The sequence below is a fragment of the Bacillus sp. FSL K6-0042 genome (assembly GCF_038006685.1).
In the GTDB taxonomy this organism is placed as follows: domain Bacteria; phylum Bacillota; class Bacilli; order Bacillales; family Bacillaceae_G; genus Bacillus_A; species Bacillus_A pseudomycoides.
The window spans coordinates 2134394-2151687 of the sequence record NZ_JBBOVS010000001.1; the positions used below are offsets into that span (position 1 = coordinate 2134394).

The 17294-nt window shown below is 35.5% G+C and carries 14 protein-coding genes, 3 pseudogenes and 1 other annotated feature; of the genes and pseudogenes, 6 read left to right on the forward strand and 11 right to left on the reverse strand.

The genetic code is table 11. The annotated features are described in order from the left end of the window. Window positions 1-88 precede the first annotated feature (88 nt). The 4 genes from MHH45_RS11045 to MHH45_RS11060 all read right to left on the reverse strand — a co-directional run bounded on the left by MHH45_RS11045 (window position 89) and on the right by MHH45_RS11060 (window position 7074). Complete coding sequence (locus MHH45_RS11045; RefSeq protein ID WP_016113622.1) at window positions 89-1348, reverse strand: MFS transporter; 1260 nt, start codon at window positions 1346-1348, stop codon at window positions 89-91. A gap of 82 nt (window positions 1349-1430) precedes the next feature. Next, window positions 1431-1683 (reverse strand) — a binding site (T-box leader). A 254-nt stretch (window positions 1684-1937) separates the two neighbouring features. Beyond that, entirely contained in the window at window positions 1938-2882 is a 945-nt protein-coding gene (gene yhaM / locus MHH45_RS11050; RefSeq protein WP_003195696.1) for a 3'-5' exoribonuclease YhaM, read from the reverse strand. A 41-nt stretch (window positions 2883-2923) separates the two neighbouring features. Further along, window positions 2924-5836 carry an ATP-binding protein gene (locus MHH45_RS11055; RefSeq protein ID WP_088094093.1) on the reverse strand — a complete coding sequence of 971 codons (2913 nt, stop codon included), beginning with the start codon at window positions 5834-5836 and terminating at the stop codon, window positions 2924-2926. Beyond that, the gene (locus MHH45_RS11060) at window positions 5833-7074 is read right to left on the reverse strand and encodes a metallophosphoesterase family protein (protein WP_016113620.1); all 1242 of its coding nucleotides are present in this window, start codon (window positions 7072-7074) and stop codon (window positions 5833-5835) included. Before MHH45_RS11060 ends, MHH45_RS11055 begins: the two co-directional genes overlap by 4 nt. A 138-nt stretch (window positions 7075-7212) precedes the next feature. On the opposite strand from MHH45_RS11060, the gene MHH45_RS11065 reads away from it, so the two are divergent. Then, window positions 7213-7398 carry a YhzD family protein gene (locus MHH45_RS11065; RefSeq protein WP_088094092.1) on the forward strand — a complete coding sequence of 62 codons (186 nt, stop codon included), beginning with the start codon at window positions 7213-7215 and terminating at the stop codon, window positions 7396-7398. Between the two features lie 26 nt (window positions 7399-7424). Here the strand turns inward: MHH45_RS11065 and MHH45_RS11070 are convergent, their stop codons facing one another. Further along, window positions 7425-7784, reverse strand: a complete 360-nt coding sequence (locus tag MHH45_RS11070; protein ID WP_016113619.1) for a hypothetical protein — start codon at window positions 7782-7784, stop codon at window positions 7425-7427. A gap of 156 nt (window positions 7785-7940) precedes the next feature. On the opposite strand from MHH45_RS11070, the gene MHH45_RS11075 reads away from it, so the two are divergent. Both MHH45_RS11075 and MHH45_RS11080 read left to right on the forward strand, forming a co-directional pair. Further along, window positions 7941-8081: a YflJ family protein gene (locus MHH45_RS11075; protein WP_016113618.1), complete on the forward strand. Its 141-nt coding sequence runs from the start codon at window positions 7941-7943 to the stop codon at window positions 8079-8081. A gap of 76 nt (window positions 8082-8157) precedes the next feature. Then, window positions 8158-8316: pseudogene (locus MHH45_RS11080) on the forward strand (IS1595 family transposase); the annotation flags it as partial. 10 nt (window positions 8317-8326) lie between these two features. Here MHH45_RS11080 and MHH45_RS11085 read toward each other — a convergent pair. Then, window positions 8327-8824: a DinB family protein gene (locus tag MHH45_RS11085; RefSeq protein WP_088094091.1), complete on the reverse strand. Its 498-nt coding sequence runs from the start codon at window positions 8822-8824 to the stop codon at window positions 8327-8329. 225 nt (window positions 8825-9049) lie between these two features. Continuing rightward, entirely contained in the window at window positions 9050-9880 is an 831-nt protein-coding gene (locus MHH45_RS11090; protein ID WP_088094090.1) for a MerR family transcriptional regulator, read from the reverse strand. 282 nt (window positions 9881-10162) lie between these two features. Between MHH45_RS11090 and MHH45_RS11095 the strand changes: the two genes are divergently transcribed. After that, window positions 10163-10792, forward strand: coding sequence for a GNAT family N-acetyltransferase (locus tag MHH45_RS11095; protein WP_088094089.1), 630 nt, complete (start codon window positions 10163-10165; stop codon window positions 10790-10792). Between the two features lie 1050 nt (window positions 10793-11842). On the opposite strand, the gene MHH45_RS11100 is transcribed toward MHH45_RS11095, so the two are convergent. The 3 genes and pseudogenes from MHH45_RS11100 to MHH45_RS11110 form a co-directional block, all read right to left on the reverse strand. Next, window positions 11843-12154 carry a heavy metal-binding domain-containing protein gene (locus tag MHH45_RS11100; protein WP_088094088.1) on the reverse strand — a complete coding sequence of 104 codons (312 nt, stop codon included), beginning with the start codon at window positions 12152-12154 and terminating at the stop codon, window positions 11843-11845. Between the two features lie 339 nt (window positions 12155-12493). Further along, window positions 12494-13294 (reverse strand): ABC transporter ATP-binding protein, encoded by an 801-nt coding sequence (locus MHH45_RS11105; protein WP_140386034.1) that lies wholly within the window; start codon window positions 13292-13294, stop codon window positions 12494-12496. A 183-nt stretch (window positions 13295-13477) separates the two neighbouring features. Continuing rightward, window positions 13478-13687, reverse strand: a pseudogene (locus MHH45_RS11110) (SPASM domain-containing protein); the annotation flags it as partial. 179 nt (window positions 13688-13866) lie between these two features. On the opposite strand from MHH45_RS11110, the gene MHH45_RS11115 reads away from it, so the two are divergent. Further along, complete coding sequence (locus MHH45_RS11115) at window positions 13867-14607, forward strand: GntR family transcriptional regulator (RefSeq protein WP_016113611.1); 741 nt, start codon at window positions 13867-13869, stop codon at window positions 14605-14607. A 251-nt stretch (window positions 14608-14858) separates the two neighbouring features. Here MHH45_RS11115 and MHH45_RS11120 read toward each other — a convergent pair. After that, window positions 14859-15057, reverse strand: a pseudogene (locus tag MHH45_RS11120) (IS5/IS1182 family transposase); the annotation flags it as partial. Between the two features lie 777 nt (window positions 15058-15834). Between MHH45_RS11120 and MHH45_RS11125 the strand changes: the two are divergent. After that, window positions 15835-17223, forward strand: coding sequence for an MFS transporter (locus MHH45_RS11125; protein ID WP_088094087.1), 1389 nt, complete (start codon window positions 15835-15837; stop codon window positions 17221-17223). Window positions 17224-17294: the final 71 nt, after the last annotated feature.

The following is a 17294-nucleotide window of genomic DNA, read 5'->3' on the forward strand; positions in this document are numbered from 1 at the left end:
TTTATAGTATTTAACGGGGTAACCAGACAAGCTGGGTTAATTAGGGAGTATTACCTGTACATTTAGTATAAATTAAAATGTAATCGTTTTATTGAAATGAATCTTTAAGCTCAGGTGAATCAGAATAGAATTTCGCTTTTGATGGTTGAACACTGCAAATAAATAGTGTAATAGATACCAAAAACATTATAAATGCTCCTGAAACTACAACAAATCGTATAGATATAAGCTCGGAAGAAATACCAAAGATTGCAGTAACGGTAATAATTAAAAAAGCCTCAATAAACCCGTAAATACTTACAACTCTCCCCATCACATCAACAGGTATATTGTTTTGATAAAATGTGTAAAAACCAGTATTAGAAAAGGCAGTAGCAAATGACAAAACAAAAGCTCCTATAGATGCTATAAAAAAGGTATTAGAGGATGTAAAAACCACATAACCTACTGCAGTTATTAAGGAACCCATACCAATAAGCCATGAGGTAGGTATTTTTTCAATAATTATTGCATTGGATAAAGAACCTGCTAATACTCCTGCTCCAGCAATGCTGACTAAGACTCCATATTCACCTTCAGATAAGGAAAGTATCCTAGTTGCAAAAGCAGCTTCCAGCGAATCTGTAGCTGTCATCATGACTATCATCGCACTAAACAAAAGATAAATCATCATGATATATAGATACTTACGACTAAATCCAATAACAAGCTTCCAATCATCTATTAATAGCTTAAGAGATAATTTTGTTGTATCTGATGTTTTTTCTAATTGTGCAGCGGATTCTACATTAGGCATTCCTACTGTAATTAATGCAGATAAAAATAAAGCTACAGCATTGATATAAATAGCCATATTAGGTGTACCAATTGTAAACATCATTCCTGCTATTGCTGGTCCAGTCAAAAAAGCTCCGGAATCAAGTAGGCTACGCAAAGAATTGAAACGTTTTCTTTGCCCTGTTGGTATTAACTTCGTGATATAAGTTACCGATGTTGAGTGGTACATAGAACTCGCTATTGTAATTAGAAAGACCATAGTATATATAAGCCCTAAAGAAGAGAAGAAAGGTAATAATGCAATTAGAACAGTCTGAAAGACATCTAGTGCTATCATGAGATATTTTTTATTTAAACGATCTACAAGACTTCCTGACCAAATATTAGTAAACAACGTTGATAAAGCCCTAATAATATATAAACCAGAGACAGCAATAGCCGACTCTGTTATGTTAAGGACGATAAGGTTTAGAGCGATAAAGTAAACCCAACTTCCAACACTTGAAACACCAATGCTAAACAATAAGATAGATGGATACCGCCAAGTTTCCAATGTTTTTTTAAAACTCAATTGAATTCCTCCTAAAATATAATCAGATAGAATGCAACACTTAAAACAAAATAAAAAAATCCCACCCCCAAGACTTAAGTGTCTTGAGGACGAGATTTTAGATCCCGGTACCACCCCAGTTTATTAATATGTCACCATATTAACCTTATCAGGTACAACAAAAATACTTATACCCTAGCTCTATAACGGGAGCGCCCGTCACACTATCCCCCTATAGCGGGTTCCAATGTGCTGCTCTGAGCCTTGCTTCAATAAAGAAATTCTAACCCTTTTTCAGCTACCAGGGTTCTCTGTATAGAATTCACTTTATTTACTCTTCTCTTCATTGCATTTAATTTCATATACAATAACATTATTGGATATATATTGTAAATGTTTTTTTATATCTCATATACAAACTTAGTTAACATAACCCTACTTATTGGTAGTAGCCGAAACGATAAAAATGAACTTCATTGCTATAACAGATACCAAATTTTCGTTTAGGGGGTACTTCAAAATCTTAGCTTGATGGCGATGCCACTTTTAAAAATAAAAAGGGCAAGCAACCCCATCTATACGCTAAAATCACTTGCCTCATAAGTATTATTTAGTTATGAAAAGTAGGCTTATAAAACGAACGATTATCAAGCGCAAAGACACGTTCTGTGTATTCACCTGGTTTCGTGCGTCCAAGCGCACGGTCCATCATGTTCATCTTCGCATCTAAATTATCGATGTAATGCAGAATTTCCGCTTCTTTTACTAATGGCGGTTTTGGGCTACCCCATTCAGCTTTGCCGTGATGAGATAAAACGATGTGCTGAAGAATTAATACTTCTTCTCCTTCAATTTTCAGTTCATCGGCTGCTTTTCCAATTTCGTTTACCATGATGGAGATGTGACCTAGTAGGTTTCCTTCCAATGTATACGTTGTTGAAATTGGACCAGACAATTCAATTACTTTACCAAGGTCATGTAAAATAACACCTGCATACAGTAAATCTTTATCTAAAGATGGATATAGCGTAGCAATGGCTTTCGCTAAATCAAGCATCGATACAACATGATAGGCAAGCCCTGATACAAACTCATGGTGATTTTTCGTTGCTGCTGGATAGTCTAAAAATTCACTTTGATGCTTATTTAATAAGTGTCTTGTGAGACGCTGAATGTTTGAGTTTCTCATTTCAAATATGTACTGTGTAATCTTTTCTACCATATCTTCTTTTTTCACTGGTGCTTTTTCAACAAAGTCTGATATATCTGTTACTTCATTCGCATTTGCAACGCGAATTTGCTTCACACGAAGTTGAATGCGCCCTTTATAGTTTTGAATATCTCCAGCTACCTTAACAATCGTTTCTGCTACATATTGTTTCTCAACTTCTGGTGATACATCCCATAGCTTCGCTTCAATATCTCCAGTTTGGTCTTGTAAGATTACTGTTAAAAATGGCTTTCCATTACTCGCGATACCTTTTGTCGCTGTCTTAATTAACAAGAAGATATCGACTTGTTCACCAACTTCATATTCTGCAATTTTCTTTTTCATTCTGATTCCTCCACCAACTTAAGTACTTTTAGTATAGCACATTACACCTTATTTTCTTTACGCTCATGTGTTAATTTTATAATCTGTTTTTCCGCAAAGAATGATAATAGATGGGCATGACATGTAAAGAAAATCACTTGTCTATCCTTCGCAATTTCTTTTATTAACTGGGTTGTTCGTTTTGTTCGTAGTGCATCAAAATGCACAAAGCTGTCATCAATAATAAATGGATAATCATGCTCAAACGTCCGCGCTAACGCAAAGCGCAATGATAAATAGAGCTGTTCCGCTGTCGCTTGACTGAGTTCATGACTATAAAAACGAATACCATCACTCCGTTCTACAATAAACGGCTCTGTTTCTGATGGTGAAAAAATCTTACTATACTGACCACCTGTTAAATATACAAAATACTCCTCGGCCTTTTGTAAAATGCGCGGCAGCTGCACTTCATGATAGTATTGCTTCGTTTTTGTTAATACTGTTTTTGCCGCTGCATACGCCGCCCACTTCTTCACTTGCTCACGTACTTGAGACTTTTTCATTTCCCATTCATGGAGTAAATCACCGTACGTACTACCTTCTTCTAAGTTCGCAATTTCCACACGGTGCTCCGCAATGCGCTCGGTCAGTTCCTTCTCTTGCGAAAGGAATTTTTGTATATGAAGCGCTTCTTGCTTCAGTTTTCCTTCATACCCTTCCACTTGATAGTGTTCCGCTAATGATAAGCTCTTTAAACGTTTTTCTAACATGTCAATCTGAGGTGATAGCCGCTCTACTTGCTTCTCTGCATCTTCACGCTTTTCTGCTCGCTTGCCCGCTTCTAAAAACGTTTCTTCATCAGTAGCTGCTGCCACGTTCCATAGCGCATCTCTTTCTAATGTAAGTTGCTCTACTTGATGCTGTAATAGTGCTTGTTCTTCTTTCCAATCAGCTAGCTTCCCTAAAAGCTGCTCCCTCTTTTGTTTCTTTTCTTTTTCCTTTTGAATACGATTACTGATCATATGAAGATGATCAAAATCTGTATTTTCCATAACGTTTTCTAGTCTATGTTCAAACTGCGAAATCATTTCATATAATATTCCTTTTCGCTCCGCCAGCTTTCCTACCTCACGATATAACTGCTGCATCTTTTCAATGCGTTCAAATGCCGGCAATACATGTGCATATGTATAAAAAGTCGGGAAAGAATAACGCGCATTATATGTATCCACTTGCTCTCCCACATGAAACGTATCTCGCTCCCATTCTTCATATGCAGAAACACCTTTATCATAGGTTCTTTCAATTTGTTGTAATTTATAAGACTCTCGCTCAAATAATTTACGGATTTCTTCATCTTTTTCTAATTGATAACGAATGGATAGCGCCTCTTCATTTTGCCTTCCGCCTGCACTTTGCTGCAGCGAGAGCAGTTCTTCTTGTAAACCATCGGAAGAAGTATCTTTATACAAAACAAGTGCAAGTACAATTAGGACAAAGACGATAACACTCGTAAATAACAGCGCACGGTTATCTAAAAATACACTTGTCAGCAAAATCACTGTATTAATAGCTAACAAAAGGAAACAAACTTTCTGCCAACGCTTTTTCTTTTCCTGCGCATTTTTCATTCTTTCTTCATACTTACTGCTAGTACCTATAAAACCTGCACCGTGAAACGATTTTTCCTTTTCTACAAGTTTTTGTCGCTCTTCATCCGCTAACATCTGCTTTCGAATGTGCCCTACATTCTCTTCCTGTTCTTCTAATTGCTCCTGGGCCACTTTAAAGCGCTCATCAAGCTGCTCTTTCCGATTATCTAATTCTCTTGCCTTTTGCACAGTTTGCGTTATCATTTCTTTCGCTGCAAGGCTTGTATCAAATGAAAGCACACTTTCTTTCTCAAAAGTAGCACCAATTTGCTGCTCAAGCTCTTCTATCTCTTCTTTCATATTTCCAATACTTACTGTAATATCGCGCATTTCTTGACGTGCATTTTCATATGACATATGCTGCATACGAAGTTCTTCTACATAGCTATCCTTTTGCAAGAGCTCTTCTTGTACTTCTACCCCATCCACTTCCGTTTGCACCATTTCCATCCTTTTTTGGATGGAATCCAAGTGCACCCCGAGCGGCTCGAGTTTTACTTTTATCATTTCATAACGTTCTACTCCTCGAACAGGAAACGGATTCTTCTGTTCTTCTAGCGCTTTTTCATATGCATGTTTTTCAATCACAAGAGGTTGCAATGCAGCCAATACTTCATAGTCTTGCTTACGCTTTTCTGCCATCTCTTTTTCATTCCGAATATGAGCAAGACGCCCTTCATTTTCTTTTAACTGCCCCATTAACTTTTCATACGTACCAATCTTCCCTTGCCACGCCCCAAGCTTTTCTTGGAGCTTCTTTATTTCTTGAAGTGACGTATTGATCTCAGGCTTACGACCATTTGGCTTAAAACGCTGCTCCATTTCTTTTTCTAACTTTTTATCTAACTGCAGCAGAGCATCGCTCCCAACTGCACTCGCCGAAAATAAATAATTTCCGATTTCAGCTTCTCCAATATGATGAATATTTTGAAGACCGTGCATATCAAACGAAAAGATAGAATCAAACAGGCTCTCATTCATCCCGCTCAGCACAGTCTGTAACACTTCTTCTCCAGCTGTTTTTCCATCTTCAAAGTAAACCGTTACTTCCCCGGCAGCCGTTTTCGGCAAGCGCTCGATTTTGAGTCTCCCATACTGCTCCGTCATAACAGTCACCCTACCGCCGTACTTTCCGCCTTCTTTCGGCTCATAACGCCTTTGTCCCCTTATTGGGAACCCAAACAAAATACTCTTCATAAACGAACGAATCGTTGATTTTCCTGCTTCATTTTCACCGTACAACACCGTCAGCAATGAAAGATCCATTTCCACATTTTCTAATTTTCCATAACCATAAATATGGAGTTTTTCAATTTTCATTTTTTATCCCTCTCTTGCTGGAATAGTTGCTCTAATATAATATTTTCCGCTTCCTTTTGAATCTCTGCTTTTTCCTCATCTGAAAAGGATTCAATTACATTACGCGCAACAGAAGATGTCCAAATCGTCCTGAGCACCGTATCCATATTCGTAAATGATTCCAATTCTTGCAATACACTACCAACAAAATGATTCTCCTTTTTTAATCGCTGGATTTCTGCAAATGAAACCGTTTCATTCTTCCACTTCATCACATACACAAAATCTCTTCGTTCTTCTCCCGCTGCTAAAATATGAAAAATCTCTTCCACACGTTTTTCATCACGCAAATAAGGAGATAATGGTCCTTGTCCGATGAATACAACTGTCAAAAGAGTTCCTTCCTCTTCCTGACGCCATTCATTCATCACTTCCGTACAAGCTATCATAAGGTCATCAACCGTTTGCAATTCATCAATGCTAATTTCCGTCTCTCCCCAAACTACATCCGCCGCACCGAAAAATGAACACACCGTTCCCTGCTCTGTTATCTCAACAAGATACGCCCCCTTCTCTCCTGTTTCCTTCCGGTGGCGTCCTTGTATATTGCCTGGATAAATGATATACGGCTCCTCTGCTAAAATCTCTCGCTTATGTATATGCCCAAGAGCCCAGTAATCAAATCCCTTTTCTTTTAACTCACGAATTTGAAACGGCGCATAGCGATTATGTTCCGCATCGCCTTCCACACTCCCGTGAAGCATGCCAATATGAAAAGGCGCATCGCTCATTTTTGCATACTGCGCCGTCATATTATCCGTTACAGCCTGCTGCAAATAACTAAACCCATAAATAGATGCAAGCAGTTCACCATCTTTATAAAACGGCTTTTCTTCTACATATGGCTCTGCAAACACATGAACATTTTCAGGAAACTCAATTGCTGCCCAGCTTCCCCCTAAATGATCGTGGTTACCATGAATGATATAAACCGGAATCTCATACTGCGAAAGGCGCTTCATCTGCTCCCTCACAAACACTTGCGCCCTAAGACTTCTCGTTTCCGCATCATATAAATCTCCTGCTAGTAATACAAAATCAACGCGCTCTTGAATTGCTTTATCGATAATACGCTCAAACGACTGAAACGTACTTTGCTTCATTCTCTCCCAAACAGATGACGGCACATTCATTTCCATCCCTTTAAACGGACTATCCAAATGCAAATCTGCCGCATGTATAAACTTTACTTGTTTCACAAATAAACGATCCTTTCTTTATCCGATAAAAGTTTCACTCTATTTTACCACGCTATGTCATATATTTCTTTGCATATTCTAGCGATTTATGACAAAATAGTTATAAGATTCTGATTTTAATTTTTGGAGGGAATTTTCATGGGAGTATACGTTCTAACAGTCTTTGAAAAAGATGGTTCAAAAATGCTAGACGAATCATTCGAGGCGGCAACAGAAGCAAAAGCGAAATCAAAAGGAGCATCCATTTTACAAGAAAAGGGATTGCATAAGCACACACATCGCTGCACATCTTCAGCGGGAAAACTCGTTTTATTCCAGCGCTAAAAAAAGAAGCGTCATCCGCTTCTTTTTCATTCTATATCTTCATCACACCACGTAAATACCACATCTAGAATCCGGTTACCAATACGCACGCGTCTGTTCCACTTTCCAGTTTGAATTTGGCGCTGCAATTCATCTTTCATCTTTTCCGTCCAGTCGTGAATGGTTCCATTCCCGTCGTACGGATATACGCTAGGAAACTCTTCCTGCAGAAGACTCAGGCTCTCTGCATCCAAATGAAAATGGAAATAGTAGTTAGCCGTAAGCGATGGCTCTTGCAATCGTAAAAACGGATCGTCAATTTGCTTTCTATTTCGGTAGAAAGTAAATATATTCACCTTTCCGCTCGTAATTTGGTCAATTTGAATTTCGTGCTTCTCTATAATCACGTCGTGCTCACCTCGTTATATACTACCCTTAGTATATATGTCTTTTGCACCAAAGTTAACCATTTTCAAACGAAATTCATTTCCTTCATCTATTTCCCGTACCTCCAAGTAACAATCAGAACACATAAAAAAACAAATTTGAAGGGGAGCGATTCTATGTATTTCGGTAGCAAAGGTTGGTATGTAAAAGAACTAAAAAAATTAGGTATCCGTACTTATGAAGGTAAAAAACTAGAATCCTATCGTACGCATGTGTTGGCTAGTTTGCTTGAGAGAATGAAGAAAGAGTCGGCTTAATACTAATACAAGGAAGAAGTAACGTTTGTTTTTGCGTTGCTTCTTTTTTATTTTTCATAAAGGCTGTTTTCGTATATATTGGAGACACAAAATCTTGAACGCATTAGGAAGTCTTGGTTTTAATCAATTACAAGGCATCATAGTGAGCGACGAAGCTTTCTTTCGATAATCTTTAAAAGGTCATCGTGAAATCGCTCATAGGAAAGACAAAAAACGTGGTGAGAAAGACAAAAAAACAACTTGAATTAGTCCAAATTATTTCCCCTTAAGAATTGTATAATTTGTCCTTTGTGGTGGTTATCGTGGTCTGTAAATTCCTTAACAATATATATAAGTGAGTAAGGTGCTCCAGTATGCGGACAATGAGTTACACCATTTGCAGTTAATGACTTGCTTAACTTTTCGATTGGAAATTCGTTAAGTTCTTTTATAAGTAGTTCCCTTGTATTTTTTGCTTCTTCAAGAAGTTTTGACTGTGATATTCCTGATTTTGCATAGTCTGATGCCTTTTTATTATGTGTATCAAAATTTGGAAACTCCATTCCCTTTTCATTTTGTACAGATGGGAGGACTTCCTTTAATAGATGATTATCCCAATTCATAATATGGGCTATTATCTCACTTACAGACCACTTACCTTCGGCTATTGGTTTAGACCATAATGTATCATCAATTTCTTCTAAAGTGCTTAACCAAGATGAATAATGACTAAAATTGCTAATTATGTTTTTTACCTCACTCAATTTAATCCCTCTTTTCTAAATTAATTTAATATAATTATAACATTAAACTCACAATAAACAAACATATGTTCTTGTTGATATTTTCAGTTATAAAACCAACAACCTTTGATAAAAAAAGAAACCGATGATATGCATTTCGGTAGCAAAGGTTGGTACTTAAAGAAATTAGGTACCCGTTCCGATGCTTCGCCACATGACTTGGATAGTGATGTAGCAATGTTTACCTTAGTTCTGTATAAACATCTGAATTTGACAACTATAGGATTCTGTATTAAAGAAATCATTAAGTAACTCCACTTCAATAACACTTTTAATTTTTAAATTATTTTCTTTCACATATTTAACTATTTTTCTTCTACGTTCCTCTTCATTCTCTTTACTATAGGCTAAAGTTACATACTTTCCCTTTGGTAATATTTTTATATTTTGTTCAGCTTCTATATTAAACTCCCCTTGAAATCCACTAAAAACATACTTTGGTTCTACATTCCACTCTGTATTAACGTTATAGAGGATTCCTCTTTCCATTGACATTTTTCCTTCCTTCTCTTGAATGATTTTCTCTAAATCTGAATAGGAAAGTAACTCCTGTAAACTTCCTACTTCTTTACATGGCGCTACAATGACATACCGCTCTGCAAAGAACTGAGTAGATATCTCATCATTATTGACTATATCTTTAGAAGTCTCTACCTTCATATGTAAGCTATCAATGGTTTTGATGATTTCTTGCATTTTCTTTATGTTTTCTTCTGCTTCTTCTCTTTTTAATTGTAAAAATTGTAGTAATTGATCCGTATCACAGCCCTTAAAAATCTCTTGAAGTTCTACGATACTAGTCCCTAACTCTCGACAGCTTTTTATGATATCTATATGAATAAATTGATCTATAGAATAATATCTATAACCTGTTGTTTCATCAATATATCTTGGAATAAGTATCCCCTTTTTGTGATAATATCGTAACGCTTTTATTGTAATGTCCTTTATTTTAGCAACTTCCCCAATCGAAAATAAATTTTTCACTATAATCACTTCCTTTATATTTTTTCTTATACCACCGTTGACTCTACCCTTAGAAGAGACTTTATTATCATAATAAGATATTCACAAGAAAATACTATATAAATCCATTTTAATTTCTCGACATCTAAATCTCTGCTACACAGAATAAAAAGTAACCTACGCTCGCTTGCTATTTCTGCTTTTACTTCGCATGTGGCAAAAATAGGCCCTGACCGCTTCTATGCATGGCCAGATGCTCTCGCCCACCTAAGAAGAAAGGTTTTTATGTCGTTTTTTTAATTGGAGTTTATATATAAAGAGGAGTTTATAAACATGAACCAAGTAATATATAGAAACCTAGTTAAAGAAGATTATGAAGCTGTTAAAATTTTAATTGGTGAAGCATTTGGTTTCAATGAATTTATCGAGGATAAAAAATTTTTAGATTCAGTATTAAACATGTACTTGCAAAGTTGTATTTTAGGAAGTTCATTTAACAAAGTAGCAGAAAAAGACAATAAGATTATCGGCGTTATTTTGGGCGATTCCAAAAAAGATAAAAATCGTTTAAAGAAAGCTCATAATACTCTAAGTCTTACCTATAGTATGCTTAAAGTATTCATGGCTAATAAGGAAAATAAAAAATTCATGAAAGAATTCGCAAAGGTTCAAGATGCATATAAAGAGCTTATCCAAGAAAAAGAAGATGATTTTCAAGGGTGTATACAGTTATTTATTGTATCAGGAGAATCAAGAGGCCTTGGAGTTGGTAAGGCGCTAATGAATCATTTGTATGATTATATGAACTGTATGAATGTAAAATCTTTATATTTATATACGGATAACAGATGTAACTATGGATTTTATGACAGTCAACACTTTGAGCGTATCAATGAAAAAGAAATTTATCTTGATTCCATAAAAGCAAACCTTAATGTATTTTTATACTGTTATGAGTTTTAGCGAATGGTAAAACCGTATCCCTTATTAACATGCCTTAAAGTTAATATAGTCATATGGACACAACTTAGTTAAAACCTTACAATATTGTGTCCGTATGACAACGCTTGTACCGAGTCATTTCACGCCATTTCACATAGATAGGTCATCCGTTTAGATCATGTTTATTTTATAAACGGGTAACGTTAGGAAAATGCGGATTTACAACGTTAAGGAAATCTCAATATAAAAAATCCCAATTAGTACTCAAATCATAAAACCCATATTTCGGAAATTTGCACACTAAGGAACCGACTTTTTAGATTAGCTTTTTTACTTGTTTGATACTTTCATCAACAAAAAGTAAAATCATCTATATAACAAGGGCAAGGGAATGCTTGTATATTGAATCTATACTGCATTCCCTTACTTCTCCATTGTTTACTTGTTGTTAAAATGAAACCATATCAACAACAATATATCTAGAAAATCAAAAGAATCTCTTCAGGTCCTATGAAGAGATTCTTCTTTCATGTAATAAATATTATTTAAAGTAAAAAAACAGTATATGTAAAAAATAATAATGGTAAAAAGATAATATTTTATTTATAGTATTAGCCCCACCTACGCTAAATACCATGACAGCCACTCGTGCCATCCAACCCATTATCATTATAAAAGAAAACGCTTTCAATGTAAACGATTTCCTGATTATTTAGATCTAAATACTTTATATGCAATATTACATGAAAATACATATGTATAATCTACTATAATTTACAGTGAAGTTTATAATATACTCCAACATGTGAGAATATACCAATTTAGTTATACCCCTAAACCAAAAAAAGAGATCCTTTTATTTTTTAAGGACCTCTTTTTTTAATAAAATCCATATAAACGATCCATATAGAGGTACCGCCACATCCATCAACTTAAGAATATTTACTACCCATTATTGTTAAAAACGTTGTTCTTTCTAGATTAATAAGAAGGGATAACCACAAAAATCCCCTTAGAGTATGTCTACTCTAAGGGGATGATCCTATCATTTCATGAGATGCTTTTTTTATTTTATATACGTACAGCAGTACCACTTACAGCAACCATTAACATTCCGTCACGAACAACCTCGTAGTCTACATCAACGCCAACAATTGCGTTTGCTCCCTTTTGCTTCGCAAGTTGTTTCATTTCTTCCATTGCAATATCACGAGCTTCTTTTAATTTACTTTCATATGCACCAGCACGGCCACCTACAACATCACGCACAGAAGCGAATAAATCGCGGACGATATTGGCACCCATAATTGCTTCACCATTTACAATATCAACATACTCAATAATTTCTTTCCCTTGAATTCCAGACGTTGTTGTTACAATCATTACTGACACTCTCCTGCAATTTATAATTTTGATTAACATTTCTTATGTCTTTATTATTACATTAAAAAAGGTAATAAACTATCTCATAACCTTACAGAAAGGTGACAGTTTTGTAAGGATTCATAAATAAAAAGAACAGAATCACTTTCATGGACTCTGCTCTAATCATTTTAGTTTATCCCGCATTAACGGACAGTAACACTCCCACCTCAAAATTCAGCGAAAGCAAAGAAGTTAGGTGGGAGATGAACTGTCCGTAAAAGCCCGATTCGTTCAACTAATAATCAGTGGGGGATGAAGAAAACCCCTACTGATTAAAGTTTCACTTTATTTTTCCTATTAAACACTCGCTCTATTTTTTCGAATCTCAATTGTGTATAAACTATAGAGGAGCACTCCTAGACCTAGCATTTTTTCATTCTTAGACGCATTGGAACCTAATGTAATAGTAGGCACATTTAATCCCATAAACCTTTCGCTCCATTCTATAGGCATATACCCTTGCTTACCGATTGCTAATGTACGTCCATCTGTTGTGCGGAGAGTACTTTGAATAAAATCAAACTCGACTTCTACATCGGACAACTTTGTGGCTTTATCAGTCATCAAGGAACCACGTATCATGGTAAATCCTTGTATCATCTTTTCCTTAAACATACCAATCTGGTTATAATTCGAATCATAGATTACCCAATCATACCCGTCCGCTTCAGTATGAAAATATGCAAGAATTTCCCCGGTACTCGTTTCTAATCCATAAACATCTTTATTATTTAAAAAAGGTATCACTGAAAAAAGAATGTTAGATGAAATGATCTTTGTTCCAGCAACATATCCCCCATCAGGATGATATAAACCAAATTGCTTGTTCCGTTTAGGTAATTCTAATACGACAAACGTATCAACATCCCAAAACGTTACATTACTTTTAACAGTATTCTTTTGTATCAAATTTCCTTTTCTTACCTGCCAAAATCCAATTCCGAAAAAGACAGAAGAAACAAGAACAATAAAGATAATCTGTCCCCAATTCACAAATCCCCAAGTCCCATATACACACCACAGCGCAAATAGAAAAATACCGGCTCCGATAAAGAGTTTAAACTTCCCTTTCCGCTTATAATAATCAAATAATTCCATTTCTGCATCTCTACCCCTTATTTGTATTTCCCAACTATTAATATATCAAAAACAACTTATATCCTCTAGAAAAAAATGGCTTCGTTGCAATACCGAAACCATCTTCTAAATATATAATTTTAAGGCCCTTTCTATAAAACTGCCCCTCGCATTACAATAGTTCATTCATTTTATTCCCGTACCTTCAGTAATATCCGAAAATAAAGCATCGGTAATATTTTCAGGATTGATAATATCCTCACCATCTAAACAACAAGGGATAACTGTTCCGTTTGCTAAAATACCCGCTTGATTTCGAAGGTCATAACAGAAGTCCTTCCCATCATCCTCTTCTTCATGTAACGCAAGCCACTGAAATTCGTAATCTTGATTAATGAAGATGTGGTCCGCAATATCGTTCATCTTCATTTTGAGTGACAAATACACCTAGTGCAAATTATAATGAATTTTTGAAAGCGTATTAATTTACGCGAAAAAGTAAGCTACAATAGAAAAAGAAAATAAACTACTATAAAACGAGAAGAAATAGAATTTATCGTCATGAATTTGAAAAACTATAGGGGTATAAGAAAATGAACAATAAACTTCATGAACTCAATAAACAAAAAAAACCACTATTCGTCATTGTGTATGACCAATTGTATAAATTAATCATGGATGGAACATTTCCTCTAGGCAGCCAACTTCCAACAGAACCCGAATTGGCCAAAATATTTGGTGTGAGCAGAATGACATTAAGACATGCTTTGGCACTTTTACAAGAAGATGGATTGGTTAAAAATATCCATGGAAAAGGAAATTTCATTACAAGATTTCATCATAATGAAAGTAGCGATGGCTTAGAGAAGCTGGGGAATCCCTTATATAAATGCTATACGGAAAAAATAGATGATATCGAACTTAATTTCCGAATTGACCTAGTAACGGACTATGCAATGCAAGTATTAAATCAACAGATGACTGCAGTGGTTGCGTTGGAACGCTGGTATAAAAATCACGATAAGATAGTAGCTTTTGCTTTTACTATGATGCCAATAGAAGCCGTTTCCAAATTGAACCTTGACTTACATAACGAGAAGCAAGTATTGGAAATGTTGGAGGAGAAAGTATATGAACTGGCTAACTCCTCTACCATTGAAATTAAACGTTCTAATTCCGCCAATACTCCGTCATTAAAATACCAAATTTTCCACGGGGAGGAATTTGATTTAATTTTAGAAAGTGTATATATCAGCGACAAATACCCTGTGGTTTATAATAAATACTATATACCAATAGAATTTAGTCAAATTAGGATTAAAGCATCTAAATAATCGAATGAACAATCCATTATCTCTTAGAAATTTCCATTCGTGGAGAGCTATAAGCGATAAAGTTCTATATTTAATTTAGAAGGAGCTGCCTCAAAGGTTCTTTTAAATGACTAAAACCCACGGAGAAAATAAATTTTCTCCGTGGGTTTTGTTGTTTTGGAAGTTTTGCCCTCAAACAAGTGCTTCTTTTAATTTCTCCAAATGCGGTATGAAACAACGTGTATCTGTCGGAATTTGGTGAAGAGAGTATCCTACAATAAACTGATTTTCTGTTCCTACTTGCACATTATATCCAGCTTTCAGTTGACCGTTTTTCATGTGGTCTTCTTTCATTCTCATAAACGTGGCATCTGGATCTGTCTTCGAGAAGCTATTACGATCACCGAAAGTCTCTTGATGTGACTCATATTTTTGTAGTCGTGGTAAATAGTCTTCTTTCAGTTTCTTATGTATTTTTCGTTTCTCTTGATACACTTTCTTTTTCTCTTTTTTTGCTCCCTTATCTTGTTCCTGTTCTACTTCCGTTTTCGCTTGTTCCACCTGTTTTTCTACTTGTTTTACCACTTGTGCTAATTGTTCAAAGGTGACCTTTCGAATAGGTTTTTCTGAACTCACTAGTAATCTATTTTTTGTTTGTGTGGTTACTTACAATTATAATGGGTGGGCGATTTTTTTGTAACAAAAAAGACAAATTCCAAAAGAAAGATGGGTTGTGAGCAAAGGAAAGGTATGATATCCTTTTCATTGTTCAGATGTATACAAGTTTTTAGACAACTATACAATATTGTATATCTCAAAGAGTCATCATGCATCGTCATGAAAGCGTAATCAAAAGGTAAGATGTTTTTGGTGTTCATGAAAATGCTTCCTTGTAAGCATCATAAGAAGGAAAGGCATGATATCCTTTTCAATATTCGGGTGCATACAAGTTTTTAAATAACCAGACAATATTATATAGTTCAAGGAGTTATTATGCATCACCATGAAAGCGTAATCAAAAGGTAAGATGTTTTTGGTTGTTCATGAAAACGGTTCCTTTTTAAACCCCATAAGAAGGAACGAACAAAAATCGGTACAACTGTACACAAGGAAGCCTCGCATATGAAACAAAAGGTGTAGAAATTACTGAAACCATCCTTTACAAAAGGATCAATTGGTAGTTAAAGGCCAGACAATCATGACTCAGGAAGAAAATTCCCTGAATAACAAGAAAAGAGGAATATAGCTATGTCTACAATCAATGAAGGTGTGAGCATGAAGAAAACTCAGGAATATAGTGCTAAGAAAGCAGTACCCGTTACCTTACTGTTATTTCTATTATGTTTGGTAATTGACAATTCGTTTAAGATTATTTCTGTTGACATGGCAAAGGATTTTCACATTTCAGTGACAACAGTTAGCTGGCAAGCAACCCTAGCTGGCCTTGTAATTGGAATTGGGGCAGTGGTTTACGCAGCTTTAGCGGATTCCGTTAGTATCAGAAAACTTTTTAGCATTGGTATTATTTTAATATGTGTCGGTTCAGCCATGGGGTATATTTTTCAACACTCGTTTTTACTAGTTGTTATCTCACGAATTATCCAAACTGCCGGTTTAGCATCAGCTGAAACCTTATATGTGATATTTGTAACAAAACATTTACCTGCAAATGAACAAAAGAAATTTTTAGGATTAAGTACAAGCAGTTTTGCTCTTTCACAGCTTATCGGTGCATTAACTGGAGGTTATGTTTCAACATATTTCCATTGGACAACTCTATTTTTACTTTCTTTAGTAACACTTTTCACTCTTCCTTTTATTTTAAAGTATCTTCCTAAGGAAGAAGCGAAAAACAGTAATGTAGATGTATTAGGATTATTTCTAGTTGGAATCATTTCAGCATCCCTACTACTATATATTTCAGATTTCAATTGGATGTACCTTCTCTTGTTTATTGTTGCAATAGCCTTGTTCCTTACTTATATCAGTAAGAACTCAAAAGCGTTTATCGGAATCTCATTCTTTCAAAATAAACAGTTTATCTCATTGCTTGGCGTTGCTTTTGTAATTTACTCTGTACAGTTAGCATACATTTTCTTATTCCCATTCTTGCTTGAAAAGATTTATGGTTTACAGCTAGATACCATTTCCCTACTATTGATTCCAGGCTATATAGCAGCTACTATAGTCGGAGCTCTTTCTGGAAAAGTTGCAAAAGTTATGGGAAGCAAGCAATGTATTACACTCGCTATGTCTAGCATTATCGTCAGCTTACTATTAGGCGGATTCTTTATAAACACTTCTGTTGTTGTATTCGTAATATCTATGGTTCTATTCTCTAGTTCATTTGCATTCATGTATGCACCATTACTTGATTCTTGCATTTGTACAATTGAGAAAGAAAAAACAGGAACAGCAATCGGATTTTATAATTTAACACTTAATGTCGCGATGTCAATCGGAATTGCCTACACAGCGGCAATGATGGACCATTCCGCAATGCGAAAAAGCTTCATAGGGATTACAAGTAATTTGGATGCTTCCATGTTTAGTAATATCCTATTCATCCTCGTACTCGTTACCCTTTTCAGTTTATCTCTGTACTGGGTATTAGTAGGACGAAAAGCGACAAAATAGCTTTATAAAGGTTCTGTTGCAAAGTTACCCAAAACATAGAGAATCTAGGGTTGCATCGTTAAATGGTTATG

Bases quoted from the DNA above. Each gene is read 5' to 3' on its own strand.
- MHH45_RS11125 (WP_088094087.1), top strand. From the start codon at position 15,835: ATGTCTACAATCAATGAAGGTGTGAGCATGAAGAAAACTCAGGAATAT.
- MHH45_RS11105 (WP_140386034.1), bottom strand. From the start codon at position 13,294: ATGGAATTATTTGATTATTATAAGCGGAAAGGGAAGTTTAAACTCTTT.
- MHH45_RS11055 (WP_088094093.1), bottom strand. From the start codon at position 5,836: ATGAAAATTGAAAAACTCCATATTTATGGTTATGGAAAATTAGAAAAT.
- yhaM (WP_003195696.1), bottom strand. From the start codon at position 2,882: ATGAAAAAGAAAATTGCAGAATATGAAGTTGGTGAACAAGTCGATATC.
- MHH45_RS11100 (WP_088094088.1), bottom strand. From the start codon at position 12,154: ATGATTGTAACAACAACGTCTGGAATTCAAGGGAAAGAAATTATTGAG.
- MHH45_RS11095 (WP_088094089.1), top strand. From the start codon at position 10,163: ATGAACCAAGTAATATATAGAAACCTAGTTAAAGAAGATTATGAAGCT.
- MHH45_RS11115 (WP_016113611.1), top strand. From the start codon at position 13,867: ATGAACAATAAACTTCATGAACTCAATAAACAAAAAAAACCACTATTC.
- MHH45_RS11065 (WP_088094092.1), top strand. From the start codon at position 7,213: ATGGGAGTATACGTTCTAACAGTCTTTGAAAAAGATGGTTCAAAAATG.
- MHH45_RS11075 (WP_016113618.1), top strand. From the start codon at position 7,941: ATGTATTTCGGTAGCAAAGGTTGGTATGTAAAAGAACTAAAAAAATTA.